Source organism: Campylobacter concisus, from assembly GCF_003048445.1.
Classification (GTDB): Bacteria; Campylobacterota; Campylobacteria; order Campylobacterales; family Campylobacteraceae; genus Campylobacter_A; species Campylobacter_A concisus_BF.
Window position 1 is genome coordinate 88,953 of record NZ_PIQW01000009.1, and the last position, 12,245, is coordinate 101,197.

Below are 12,245 nucleotides of genomic sequence, written 5' to 3' on the forward strand. Positions count from 1 at the left end.
TGCATTTTTTTAAAAACCTACATTAAAAAACAAACATCTTTTATTTTTCTAACATCGATTTTAACGCTATTTTTCTACTAGCTATTAATATTTTTATTTATTAATATTCTTACATCAAATCAATTTAAGCACATCAAGCTTGCAAGCATTCAGGCTTAACCATTTGAGAAAAATTACATACAAAAGGATTAAAAAATGCAAAACAAAGCACTACTAAATTCAAAAGAAACAGCGGAGCTTTTAGGCGTGGGAGTATCAACACTTTACAGATACAAGAAATTAAGCGATTTTCCGAAACCTATCTTTTTTACAAATGTTACAAAACGCTTTAAAAGAGATGAGGTCGAAGCCTTTATCAACAAAAGACAAAACGAGGGCAGACCATTACCACAAGGGGGCGAAAGATGAAAGCTTTTAAAGACGATAACGAGGCTAGGCTATACGGGCGTTTTTATACCCATTTATCCAAATACCCCGAGATTAAGGCGATTTACGCGCAGACGGACGACCAGGATCAAAGCGAGCTACGCGAGGGCGTGACTAAAGCCCTTTGCGTAGCTTTTGATTTATTTGAGGAGCGCGAAACGGAGCTAAATCAAAAGAGTATATGCGAAATAGCGCGAGAGTGCAAAGAGATAAAAAGCGCGCCCGAACTTTACGTAAAAATGCTAAAAGAGTGCTACCCCGATATTTATCTCAAATCTCTACAAGACGAACAAAGCGGAGACGATACGGCGGACTTTAAGCCCGTAGCCTTTGATTTGTTTTGCATTTTGACCGAGCAGGCGAGAGAGCTAAACGCATTACGAGACGAGAACAAAAGGCTAATCGAAACCTTTTTTATCAATAGGAGTACGCGATGAGTAAGCTAGTATTTACGCCTAGCAAACTTTGCTTTAGTGCAGGCGATGAGGTTATGTTAAAAGCTTTTAAAAAGCATTTGCATATCTACAAGGTGACGAGCCTGGACGGCGTCGCTCAACCTTTGCTAGATTGCGCTTATGATTTGTTTCATATCGTGCAGACGCAAAGCAAGAGCATAAAAGAGCTAGAGATAAAAGCAGGTATAAGAGAGGAAAATAACCGATGATACGAAGCAGACATAAAACGGCGTTAGTAAAAATGATGTGGGACGGAACGGAAATAACCGCGGGGCGAGTATTTGGCATAAGTAACGCCAATCAGTATTTAGTAGAGCTTTTTAGAGAAAAAATCGTTAAATTTAGATGGTGCACGGACGCAAATAACCCTAAAAGGTGGTTTAAATTATGGCGTATCGACGATTTCCAAAAGGCTAAAAGATATTTAGGGAGCAAAATATGAGCGCAATAGTAGCATTTAATGATCTAAATTTAGAGATTTCGGAGTATCAAGACACTTGGGCTTTGTCGGATAGACAAGTAGCACAAGGTTTTGGAGTTACACAAGAAGCAGTAAGAAAACAAAGAACGCAGGGCGCGACTGAATACATCGAGGGCGTGCATTATTATTACAAAAATACGTATAATGACGGTAAAGGTGGCGTATATGATACACCCCCGGACAAATCGGGCGGGGGGTCAAGAAATACCCAAAAAATGGTATTTTGGACGAAAAAAGGCGTAATAACTCTAGGCTTTAAGCTAACCGAAACACCTCAAACAATAGCTTTTAGAGATTGGGCTAGCGATTTTATCCTAAACAACAATAACCACCCTACTACTATTCAAGAGCTTTTAGATAATCCTCGCTCACTTGCTGAGCTGGCTCTAAGATATGCTGATACGTTAGAGCAAAATAAACACCTAGAAGCTCAGGCGGTAGAAAATAAGCCTTATATAACATACGCTAAGACGATAGAGAGTAGCCACGGCGATTTAAAAATAGGCGAATATGCGAAAATCCTTTGCGATAAGAGTAAAGGCGTAATTATAGGACAAAACCAGTTATTCGCTCTAATGCGCGAACTAGGGATTTTGATGTTTAATAATGAACCTTTGCAAAAGTATCTAAATATGGGCTATTTTAGACGCAAACCGCGACCATTTACAAAGCCAAACGGCGAGCAATGCTTAGACCTTATCACTCTAATAACGCCAAGGGGTCAAGTAAAGTTAGCTAAAAAGCTAATCGAGGCTATAAAAGCTAAAAATACGCCTCGAATAAAGAGCTAATTAAAGAATTTTAGGGGTGGTCAAGCCGAGCAAGTTTAGCCACCCTTAACAAGGTTACAAACGTGGATATTTTAGCAGAAGTTGAGAGTATTATCAACCCAGCCGAGAGCGGAATTTACATCGACACGATAAGGGCTACATTTTTCAAAAAAGCTATTATTCAAAAGAACTATACAAAAATGGAGCTTTTAAACTCAATCGCTCGAAAGTATGGCAAAAAATGGCAAAAGCTGGATAAGCAGACAGCAAAAGCCGTCAAGATAGAACACCGTTTTGAGTTTCGAGATTATGAGATAGTTAATATTTATATGCTTAGCGATTTGCCTATTTTCTACGCCACGCTAAAAAACGCAGGCAATGAGCCACAAAAGGCGTTATTTGAAGTTTATGGGCTTAGGCAATATAATAAGACACCTCCACCAAAAGAATTAATAGCGGAGCTCCTAGGCGTGATAAATAACGTTTCATCACTTGACCTTTGTTTTGATAAGGATAGTCCATTTAACCTTGAAGTCTTTTGCGATGAGGTTATTAGCTTTGAAAATACCAAGTATCTAAAAAACAACGATGTATTAAGTAGAGTGTATTTTTACGACAAGGCAAAAAAGAATAATCTAAACTTGCCTATCTACCGAGCCGAAGCCGTAGTAAGCATAAATCCCAAAAGTAAAGATAACCCCTTGCCACTCAAACAAAGGCTAAATTTACAACTCCCTTACGCTCTAGATGAGTTTAAATCCATACTAGACAAGACCACTAAAGAACAAGGCACGAGCAAGCCCTACAAGTCAAAAGAGAACAAAAGAGAGCTAAGAGCATAACCAGCCGAGATTTTGGCTCGTTACCTCAACGCACGGATATTTTTATGCGTTAGCCTAATTTTTGGCTTACGTAGCAAAGCCCCCTAACAATGAAACCCAAACAGCCCTATTGTCAAAGCTTGAGCCTTGCAAGTGAAACGTAAAAGCTCCATACGTTAAACGTAGCTAGCTTTAAAAGATGACCTAGATTTAATCTACCTCATCGCTTTACAAAAAAATGAAAACGGCTTTTAACCTTAAGCCAAAATAGCCCTTTTTTAGCTTGCTTAAGTTTTCATAAAAAAGGGTATTGCAAAGCGTTTCACTCTCTACCATTTTTTTGGCTATTTTTACCCTTTTTGTATAAGCCAAAAATCAAAGCCAGCACCGAGTGGCTAGAGCTTAGCACGCAAGCCACGCACGAGCGAAAATCACAATTTAAGAAAAGCAACGTATAGTGTGCCCTTGTAAAACTACCCTACAATGACCTTTTTGTTACAAAAAATCTCCCCTTATCCTTAAATGAAAAAATTAATTATCAAGAGGGCTAAAAATAATCGGGGTCGGCGGTTAAAAAAACGAGCAAGCTAAGCACTAGAACGAGCGTAAAAGCCCTATTCTAGGCGGTAGCTTTGAGCTGGGTAAGTTAAATTTAGGTAGCTTTAAAGGGGGGTCATCACAGCTGACACCCTAGAGGGTAACACGTGTAACGTTACATGTAACGGACGAACTCGTTACAAGATGATATTAATCCTCGTTGTTTTCAGTGTAAGGCTTAACCACCTCAACGATTTTATCCATATCAAGCGATTTAATGTAGTTTTCAAGCATAAATTTTAAATAAGGTGGATATGGAGTGCGTGACCCCCAAGCATTAACGGTTGCGTAAGGGATGTTGGATAATTCACTAAGTCGTTTTTTATTGATACCAGCTTTATTTAACAAGTTTTGAAATTCGTTTTTATCCATTTTTTAACCTTTATTTTTTTATGAAATAATAGCATAACGCAACAAAAAATAAAAATAAAATATTGTTATGCTATTTTAGTTAATAATCTTTTAAGTATCATTACAATATGATTTTTCTTAAAATTAATAGCGTAAATATACTTTTAAAGGAGAACAAATGTTAATCCCAACCAATTCAGACAGACCAATGTTTAAAAGGTTTCATGAGTTTGTTATCGAGCAGAACAATGGCAACACAGAGGTAGGCGAACAAACGCTTTACGATGTAGCATACTCGCTATTTTATGAGAGCCACACGCTAAGAAGTGAAAGAGATAGAGCCTTTCAAAGCCTAGGCAGAGCAAACGCACTATTTGCCAAATCAGAGGAGCAAAACGAGCAATTAAGAGCCGAGATAGAACAAGCAAAAGCAAAGTTTGAGAAGCTAGCTAGTAATTACGTTACCTTGTGCGATGAGATGGCCGAGCTACAAAAAGAAAACGCAGAGCTAAAAAGCAAATTATCACTAAAGGGGCAAAAATGAAGTTAGTTTTTAATGAAATCAATAAGAATTTTGAGTTAGGCGTTGAAATAACTTGCGTATTAGGACAAGTATCTACCCTAATGCTAGCACTAGCAAATAAACACGAGAGCATAGACGACAAAGAGAGATTAAACGCTACTTATCTACTAAGTGGCATTTTGCTTGATATTGCCTCAACGCTTGATGATTATGCACTAAAAGACACGAAAGCGACTAAGGAGCAAAGAAAATGACGGCCAAGAGATACGTAAAGTTATACGAGCTTGAAAAGGCTCGAAGCTTTGATGAGCTAATAAACACACTAGAGCAAAGCGAGAACATCAGTAAAGAAGTAGCCATTTACCAAGCAGGGGCTAAGGCGTGGATATTTGTAGATTATTACATTAACGAGCTCAGGCACGCAGAAGCACAAGTAAAGCACTTGAAAAGACAGCTTGACCGCCTAAGCCCTAGCGATAAAAGCAAAGAGGACTTTAACAAAAATAATCCCTTAGAAGCCAAAGGGATTTTTAAATGGCATAAGCCCTTAAAAGGTGCAAGCTTGCAAAACGATATGCAAGCAAGCTAACCATAATCTAAAGGGGCGAGGCTAGCCCCTAACCTCATCACGCCACGAGAGGATAAACAGCCTTTTTCATAAAATACTGAAAAAATCAAAAGGCTAAATCAATGCTACCAAAAGAGCTTAACACACTTGAAACCTTTTTTAAAATCCTTGATAAGTTTTACCCAGACTGGGAGAAGCGAGCAGATGATTATTATTTAACCGAAATAGCCTTTTTAATCCTAAGGATCTTTAATAGCCCTTACACGGACGAAACCGTTATTAACAATTTACGAGTTATGAAAGTGAGTAAATATGATAAAGAGCTAGCTAAAATTTACGCTTTGCCACTAGAGGCTTACTCGTGGATTATGCAAAATAGAATGAAGCCAGATAGGGTAAAGGCGAGCGCAAAACGATATGTAAAAAATACGATGTAAAGAAACGGCTATTTATTTAAATACCAAAGCATAAAACAGCAAAGAAACAGCAAAAGCTTTCGCAAAGGCAAGAACCGGAGCAAGCGAGGTTTTAAATAGTAAGTGCGAAAAGTTACCACTAAAAAGAATGGGAACAAAAATGAGCACTCAGCTGAAGCTCAAATAACGCTATTATCGGCACAAACTCAAAAATCAGAAATAAAAATGAGCGCCTAAGTGAATACCATGCGAATACTAGTAAGCACGTAATAAGCGTATAAAGATTGCAATTAGTGAATAAAAGTGAATACCAAAATAGAACGTAAGCCACCTTTTAACAATACAAGCTAAAATAATCAAAAGAAAGGGTTGCAAATGCAGACATTAACCATACGAGCAGATGAAGCACTAATAAGCCAAATAGTAGCAATAAGTAAGGCTCTAGCTAATACGACTAATCAAAAGCTAATTATCGATGAGGATTATCCGATTTACGACGATGGCAAGACGATGAAGCAAAGGATAGCCGATTACGAAGCGGATATTGAAGCTATCAGACGCGGAGAGCTTGAAACCTATCCACTAGAAACGTTAAAAGCCGAGATGGAAAAATGGTAGTTAGACGCACAGCACGTTTTAACCACGAATTAAAAGCTGCGTTTGACTTCATAGCCAAAGACAGCCTAAACAGAGCGCGAGAGTTTAGAAACGAACTTATCGCAAAGATAGAACGCACAGCACAGACGCCTTTTGTTTGCCGTAAGTCTATTAATTTTAACGATGAGAGCATAAGAGATTTGATATTTAAAGGCTATGTGATACCTTACTTGGTAGATGATGAGGTTATTTATATACTAGGCATTTACAAGGCTAACGAGTGGCAAGTGTGAAACGTATAAAAGCAATAACGTTTCACAAAATAACCTTAATTAAGTTTTCGAGCAAAAAAGAGATGAAAACTAATTTTTCTTAAGCCAAAACGACCACTTTAAGCCTCCGAAACTTAAATTATTTAACTTTACAACTTCACAACCCCATATTTTAGGCACTTATGATAGTTTTGTATTGAAAACTAAACTTTTCATAACCAACAAATCAAACACTAAAAGCTTAAAAAGCTCGAGTGTATAAATGAGTGTAAAAATTCTTGATTTTAATTTTATTAAAAATCGATAAATACGAGCTTTAAAGCTAAAAACATTTTCCGCTTAACTCCACCATGATTTTAATCTCTTTTTTGCTCACAAATTTTTTCATTTTTCACAAAATTTTACGTCAAATATATGTAAAAATTTAGAATTCTTTCGCTACATTTACAACATGCAAAATTTAAAACAATATGTAAATGAAATTTTAAAAAATCACCATGATGAGCGTGTATTTAGCTTTGAATTTGATGGGCAGAAATTTTGGTTAAAACGCATTGAAAAGAGTATCGAAGGCAGCTTTTTAACTAAAATTTTTAAACCAAACCCTTATAGGTCATTTGCCGCCGAGATAAAAAAGCTTGAAATTTTAAACGAAGCAAATGCTCCTGCTCCAAAAATCGTGCTAAAAAGTGATGAATTTTTTGTTATAGAAGATGTCGGTGAGCCAGTTTCTAGACTATTTAAATATAGCGCTGATGAAAATTTTAAGCATGAAATTTTACTAAAAGCAGCTCGCGCATTAGCTGGACTTCACACTCTAAATTTCGCGCACGGACGCCCAGCACTTAGAGATATTGCCATAAAAAATGACGAGATAAATTTTATTGATTTTGAGTCAAAATTTTTTAGCGATGATCTAGAGCTTAGAAAGTGCCGTGACCTGCTAGTTTTCATCCACGAGCTCTACCGACAAAAAATTTCAAACGAGCTTGTAAAAGAGGCGATCAGTGAGTACATTAAGGCTAATGGCAGCGAAATTTATGAGCACTCTTTGCGATTAATATTGAAATTTAAGCCACTTTACTACCTGCTAAGGCCGTTTAAATTTTTAGATAAAAAAGATCTAAATGCGGCTATTTCAACATTTGAGCTACTTTTGCCAGCTGCAAAATCCAAAATCACATCCAGATAACTAAAAAAAATCTTCTAAATTTTATCTCTGCTTAACAAAAAATAAATTAATATTCGTTATTAAAATCTAAAAGGAGATATATGCTTTTCAAGCGTAACAAAATCATTTTCAACATCCACCTAATAATCGGTCTGATCGCGACTATACCGCTACTTATCATGACACTTGCAGCGCCATTTGCCTCTTATAGAGAGGAGATCAAGTCTGCGATAAATGAAAAATATATAAATTTAGCGCCTAGCGAAAAGCCAAATTTAAGCTTAAGCGAGATCCTCGCCAAAGCAAAAAGTGAGATCAAATTTGATACGCTTGAAAACGTGCAAATCGGTGGCGAAAACAAAGCCTATAGCATCAGCGTCACTAAAGATAAAAAGCTCTTAAATTTCTTCATAGATCCACGCACTGGCGAGGTGATCAGCGAGGACTGGGGCGAGAAAACTCGCATGATAATACTAAGCCTACATAGAAATTTAGGCCTTGCCCTGCTTGATAGCAAAGTCCCAGCCAACATCGGCAAGCAAATAGTCGCCATTAGCTCCATCATCATGGCGCTTCTTGCCATCAGCGGGCTCATCCTCTACGCACCAGCGATCAAGCGAAATTTACTAAATTCGCTAAAGATCAAAACAAATGCAAAGGGCTACGCCTGCTTTTACAACCTCCACACGAGTCTTGGCACCTACGTGGCGATCCTGCTTGTCGTGATGTCGCTAACTGGTCTTTACTGGTCTTATGGCTGGGTCAGAAACAGCGTAAATAGCATATTTTTCGAGCTAAAACCAAGCCAAGCGCAAAGAGCAATGCCTCAAAGAAATTTAACCCCAATAAGCGATGATAAATTTAAAGAGATCGAGACTGCGGAGCAAATTTTTAAAGACAATGTCACGCTAGAGCTAAAATCACTCACGATAAACGTGCCTGAAAACAACCAAAGCACCTACACCATAAACTACGAAACTAGCGAGAGCCAAGTGGGCAAACTAAAGCTTGACGCGAGCGCTGGCAAGATCAAAGAAAACAAGCTTGTTAGCAAGGCTGAAAGCATCCCAGAGGCAAAAAAGGCTGGCCGCAAGGTGCTTAGCCTGCACACTGGAGAGATGTTTGGCGAGGTCGGTCAGATCGTCTTTGCCATCTCTTGCGTGATCGCCGTTTTACTAATAATAACTGGCTTTTTGATGACCATAAAAAGGAGCAAAGCCATATAAATAAAAGTAAATTTTTACCTTGCTTTGGGTAAGATTTTAAGAAATTTTTACCACAAACAAGAGAGAAATTTATGAACAGAAAACGCATCTACAACCCAAGTTCAAATGAAAATTTGACCGATAGAAGAGTCTTTAACGGCAACCCACACGGCATTTTAAATTTCACCAAGGCAAAATACGAGTGGGCGTTAAAGCTTTGGGACCTCATGGAGGCAAACACCTGGTTTCCAAAAGAGGTCGATACCACCGACGACGTGCGCGACTACGCCTACAACCTTACAGAGGCTGAAAAGCGCATGTACGACCTTGTCTGGAGCCAGCTCATCTCGATGGATAGTTTTCAGACAAACAACCTAGCTGACAACATCAACCCTTACATCACCGCACCAGAGATCAACGCCGTGCTAAGCCGCCAAGCCTACGAAGAGGCAAACCACAGCAAGTCTTACGCCGTCATGGTCGAAGCGATCTGTGACAACACCGACCTCATCTACGAGATGGAGAAGCACGACGATGTCTTACGCGAGAAAAACGACTATATCTCAAGCGTTTATGAGGAGCTTGCAGGCGAAGTGACTGATGAGAAGCTACTTCTTGCGATGGTTGCGAACCAAATTTTAGAGGGTATCTACTTTTACAGCGGCTTTACAGCGATTTACGCTCTAGCTCGCGCTGGCAAGATGCTAGGCTCAGCACAGATGATCCGCTTCATCCAACGCGACGAGATCACGCACCTGCTTTTGTTTCAAAACATGATAAATTCGGTCCGCAAAGAGAGACCCGACCTTTTCACACCTGAGACTGAGGCGAAAATTTATGATATGTTTGAAAAAGCTGGAAATTTAGAGATCAAATGGGGTAAATACATCACCCAAAACCAGATAATGGGCTTTACAGACGATATCATCGAGCAGTACATCCACTATCTCATCGACCAGCGCCTAGTTGCGATCGGTCTAAAACGCAAATACAACGTCGCTCACCCGATCAAATGGGTCGATGACTTTGCTAAATTTAACGACCAAAAGTCAAATTTCTTTGAAGCAAAGGTGACAAACTACAGCAAAGGAAGTATCAGCTTTGATGACTTTTAAAAATGGCATCTTAGCCCTTGTCTGCGTGCTTTTTGTGGGGTGTGCGAGCAGTAGTCAAAGGATAATTGATCAAGCAAATAAAAATAATCTCGAAAATTTCTACGCCTACAAGCTTGTCAAGATAAAAGAGACAAACCAAGCGGAAGTCTATCAAGAGATGCCAAACGGCGAAATTGCACCAAGTTTCGCGCCACTAGGATCCGTTCTGGGAAATGACGTGATGCTTGGCATAAACAAGCAGTGCAGCTTTGAAGCAAAAGACCTAAAAGAGGTAAGAGTGGTTTCACATGATGAGACTAGAGGTCTAGGCTTTGAGGTCTGGGTTTTTAATGATCCACTCTCACAGCGCGATGATAAGATCACAGCTATAAGCGTTATTTTAAAAGCTACACCAAACATCGGTGGCACGGATATAAACTGCAAAATTCCGAAAGACTGCCACGATGAAAAACCTGTGACATTTGTATTTGAAAAATAAATGAGCGAAAATTTAAATCTAATAAGCCTAACTTTAAAGGCAAAAAATGCAACAGACCGCCTAGAAGAGCTTGCAAATTTAGTTGAGGCTGCGCCTGAAAACTCTCTCCTGCTTGCAAGCGAGCTTTGCATAAGCGGCTATGATTTTGACGGCTTTTTTGCTGGGGCGAACAAAGCGATGCTTGGTGGCATGATAGGCAGCTTTGATGCGATGCTGCTTGAGCGCTTGCAAGAGGCGCTTAGCCCAGATAAATTTCTTGGTTTTACGCACCTTAGCAGCCTAAACAAAAGCGCAGGCCTCGCTCAAATTTCAAATCTAAATCCGCACCAACCAAAAATTTATAACGAATTTTTACTTCTTAACTCAAACAACGTCTTTCATTCGCAGTTTAAGGCTGAGCTTTTTAGGCCAAATTTAGAGCACGAGATCTTTGCTACTGGCGAAGTGAGCGATATAAATGCATTTACATTTAAGGGGCTAAAGCTTGGCGTGCTAATATGCTTTGAGCTTCGTGATAGCAGGCTTTGGGCAAAGCTAAAAGGATGCGACATCATCATGGTGCCAGCCATGTGGGGCAAGGCTAGAGAGGAAGCCTACCTTAGCCTTTGCAAGGCACTTGCGATCGCAAATAACTGCTACGTCATGATCTCAAGCTCGCTAGATCTTGAGCTCGCTGGGGTCTTTTTGCCAGATGGCACGCTAGAAGCAAGCGCAGTTTTTGACGCAAATTTGATCACGCAGATAAAGAAAAATTTAGGGCTTTTATAAATTTTAAGATAAGCTTTAAATCGTATAATAACGATTTAAAATTTGTTTAGGATAGAAATTTTGACCCCATTAGAAGCGATAAAATGCCAAAATTTAGCTAGCGACATAGCCGACGAGATCACGCTAAGTCCGCTTTTGTTTGACGCGATATCAACGACAGAGCGCGAAATTTTCGTGCCTATCCCGGCACATGCTTACAAGCTTGACGCACAGCCGATACTTGGCAACCAGTGGATCAGCTCGCCGCTAACAGTGGCAAAGATGACGATGGCGCTAGAGTGCGAAAATGTGGATAACATCCTAGAAATAGGCTGTGGCAGCGGCTATCAAGCAGCGATACTAAGCAAGCTCGCACATAGAATTTTTAGCGTCGAGCGCATAGAAAAGCTAGCCATGGAGGCAAAAAAACGCTTCGAGACGCTAAAGATCAAAAACGTGCACGTAAGATATGATGATGGCAACAACGGCTGGCGAAGCTACGCGCCGTTTGATAGGATTTTACTCTCGGCTGCTGCTGATGAGATCTCGCCAAATTTATTCGCTCAACTAAAAAATGGCGGCATCTTGGTCGCTCCGATGAAAAAAGATGGCAAGCAGTTTATCGCTAAATTTAGAAAAGATGAGAGTGGAAATTTAGAAAAAGAGTTTTTAGACGAGTGTCTTTTTGTGCCACTTCTTGAGGGCAGAGAGTAGAAATTTCGTAGCTATTGCCACCTAACCAGCCACTCGCCGCTAGGGTGCTGCGTAAATATAAGATCATCAAATTTTGTAGTTTCTTCGCCATCTGCCGTGATAAATGTAACACTAAAACTAAATGCGTTTTTGGCGATAAATTTCACATTTTCTATACTCAAGATATCTACGCTGTCGCTACAAGTGCCACTAGTCCTTTTAAAATGGCTATCATCTCTTCTTAGCGTAGGTGCTCTTATGCCACCTTCCATAAATTTATCATTTTTATTAGCCTTATAGCATGCCATATTTGCTAAAAATTCCTGCATCCTAGGCTTTGCGCTATCAAATTTAGCTTGATACTCCTTTGACACCTTAATGCCTAAAATAGCACCTGGCACCGTCTGACCAACCAAATCTCTACTTTTTGTTGGTGTTGGCTCGCTTTGTGGTTCGCAAAAGGCAAAGCTACTAAAAACAGCACAGAGCACAATGGCAAGAAGTGATTTGGTTTTCATTTTTCTCCTTTTTAGATAAGAGCCATTCTACCTCGCATCAC

At 39.4% G+C, this 12,245-nt stretch carries 19 protein-coding genes; 17 read left to right on the forward strand and 2 right to left on the reverse strand.

Features of this window, described 5'->3' with window-relative positions; all coding sequences use genetic code 11:
• The first annotated feature begins 195 nt into the window (after positions 1-195).
• From CVT14_RS06920 to CVT14_RS06945, 5 genes are all read left to right on the forward strand, one after another.
• Positions 196-408, forward strand: coding sequence for a helix-turn-helix transcriptional regulator (locus CVT14_RS06920; RefSeq protein WP_021089242.1), 213 nt, complete (start codon positions 196-198; stop codon positions 406-408).
• Positions 405-863: a hypothetical protein gene (locus CVT14_RS06925; RefSeq protein WP_035169960.1), complete on the forward strand. Its 459-nt coding sequence runs from the start codon at positions 405-407 to the stop codon at positions 861-863. The genes CVT14_RS06920 and CVT14_RS06925 overlap by 4 nt, the downstream gene beginning before the upstream one ends.
• Positions 860-1,090 (forward strand): hypothetical protein, encoded by a 231-nt coding sequence (locus tag CVT14_RS06930; RefSeq protein WP_021089225.1) that lies wholly within the window; start codon positions 860-862, stop codon positions 1,088-1,090. Before CVT14_RS06925 ends, CVT14_RS06930 begins: the two co-directional genes overlap by 4 nt.
• 229 nt (positions 1,091-1,319) lie before the next feature.
• Positions 1,320-2,153: a phage antirepressor KilAC domain-containing protein gene (locus CVT14_RS06940; protein ID WP_021089220.1), complete on the forward strand. Its 834-nt coding sequence runs from the start codon at positions 1,320-1,322 to the stop codon at positions 2,151-2,153.
• 62 nt (positions 2,154-2,215) lie between these two features.
• Positions 2,216-2,974: a hypothetical protein gene (locus tag CVT14_RS06945; RefSeq protein ID WP_021089228.1), complete on the forward strand. Its 759-nt coding sequence runs from the start codon at positions 2,216-2,218 to the stop codon at positions 2,972-2,974.
• 726 nt (positions 2,975-3,700) lie between these two features.
• Here CVT14_RS06945 and CVT14_RS06950 read toward each other — a convergent pair.
• Positions 3,701-3,922 (reverse strand): hypothetical protein, encoded by a 222-nt coding sequence (locus CVT14_RS06950; RefSeq protein ID WP_021089218.1) that lies wholly within the window; start codon positions 3,920-3,922, stop codon positions 3,701-3,703.
• Between the two features lie 157 nt (positions 3,923-4,079).
• Here CVT14_RS06950 and CVT14_RS06955 point away from each other — a divergent pair, with 157 nt between their 5' ends.
• The 12 genes from CVT14_RS06955 (at position 4,080) to CVT14_RS07010 (ending at position 11,707) form a co-directional block, all read left to right on the forward strand.
• The gene (locus CVT14_RS06955; RefSeq protein WP_035169957.1) at positions 4,080-4,445 is read left to right on the forward strand and encodes a hypothetical protein; all 366 of its coding nucleotides are present in this window, start codon (positions 4,080-4,082) and stop codon (positions 4,443-4,445) included.
• Positions 4,442-4,678, forward strand: a complete 237-nt coding sequence (locus tag CVT14_RS06960; protein WP_035169955.1) for a hypothetical protein — start codon at positions 4,442-4,444, stop codon at positions 4,676-4,678. Before CVT14_RS06955 ends, CVT14_RS06960 begins: the two co-directional genes overlap by 4 nt.
• Complete coding sequence (locus CVT14_RS06965) at positions 4,675-5,013, forward strand: hypothetical protein (protein ID WP_021089259.1); 339 nt, start codon at positions 4,675-4,677, stop codon at positions 5,011-5,013. Before CVT14_RS06960 ends, CVT14_RS06965 begins: the two co-directional genes overlap by 4 nt.
• Positions 5,014-5,114: 101 nt before the next feature.
• A complete protein-coding gene (locus CVT14_RS10840; protein WP_234403118.1) occupies positions 5,115-5,429 on the forward strand; it encodes a hypothetical protein in 315 nt (104 codons plus the stop codon).
• Positions 5,430-5,783: 354 nt separating this feature from the next.
• Positions 5,784-6,026, forward strand: coding sequence for a hypothetical protein (locus CVT14_RS06975; RefSeq protein ID WP_021083829.1), 243 nt, complete (start codon positions 5,784-5,786; stop codon positions 6,024-6,026).
• Complete coding sequence (locus CVT14_RS06980) at positions 6,020-6,298, forward strand: type II toxin-antitoxin system RelE/ParE family toxin (protein ID WP_021089274.1); 279 nt, start codon at positions 6,020-6,022, stop codon at positions 6,296-6,298. The genes CVT14_RS06975 and CVT14_RS06980 overlap by 7 nt, the downstream gene beginning before the upstream one ends.
• A gap of 430 nt (positions 6,299-6,728) precedes the next feature.
• Positions 6,729-7,469, forward strand: a complete 741-nt coding sequence (locus CVT14_RS06985) for a spore coat protein (RefSeq protein ID WP_103609026.1) — start codon at positions 6,729-6,731, stop codon at positions 7,467-7,469.
• A gap of 80 nt (positions 7,470-7,549) precedes the next feature.
• Positions 7,550-8,674, forward strand: a complete 1,125-nt coding sequence (locus CVT14_RS06990; RefSeq protein ID WP_103609018.1) for a PepSY-associated TM helix domain-containing protein — start codon at positions 7,550-7,552, stop codon at positions 8,672-8,674.
• A gap of 71 nt (positions 8,675-8,745) precedes the next feature.
• The gene (locus CVT14_RS06995) at positions 8,746-9,768 is read left to right on the forward strand and encodes a ribonucleotide-diphosphate reductase subunit beta (RefSeq protein WP_009494790.1); all 1,023 of its coding nucleotides are present in this window, start codon (positions 8,746-8,748) and stop codon (positions 9,766-9,768) included.
• The gene (locus CVT14_RS07000; RefSeq protein WP_199907326.1) at positions 9,755-10,246 is read left to right on the forward strand and encodes a hypothetical protein; all 492 of its coding nucleotides are present in this window, start codon (positions 9,755-9,757) and stop codon (positions 10,244-10,246) included. Before CVT14_RS06995 ends, CVT14_RS07000 begins: the two co-directional genes overlap by 14 nt.
• Positions 10,247-11,014, forward strand: coding sequence for a carbon-nitrogen hydrolase family protein (locus CVT14_RS07005; RefSeq protein ID WP_107849990.1), 768 nt, complete (start codon positions 10,247-10,249; stop codon positions 11,012-11,014).
• Between the two features lie 60 nt (positions 11,015-11,074).
• The gene (locus CVT14_RS07010; RefSeq protein WP_103603237.1) at positions 11,075-11,707 is read left to right on the forward strand and encodes a protein-L-isoaspartate(D-aspartate) O-methyltransferase; all 633 of its coding nucleotides are present in this window, start codon (positions 11,075-11,077) and stop codon (positions 11,705-11,707) included.
• An 11-nt stretch (positions 11,708-11,718) separates the two neighbouring features.
• Here the strand turns inward: CVT14_RS07010 and CVT14_RS07015 are convergent, their stop codons facing one another.
• Positions 11,719-12,204 (reverse strand): hypothetical protein, encoded by a 486-nt coding sequence (locus CVT14_RS07015; RefSeq protein ID WP_107849991.1) that lies wholly within the window; start codon positions 12,202-12,204, stop codon positions 11,719-11,721.
• Positions 12,205-12,245 lie beyond the last annotated feature (41 nt).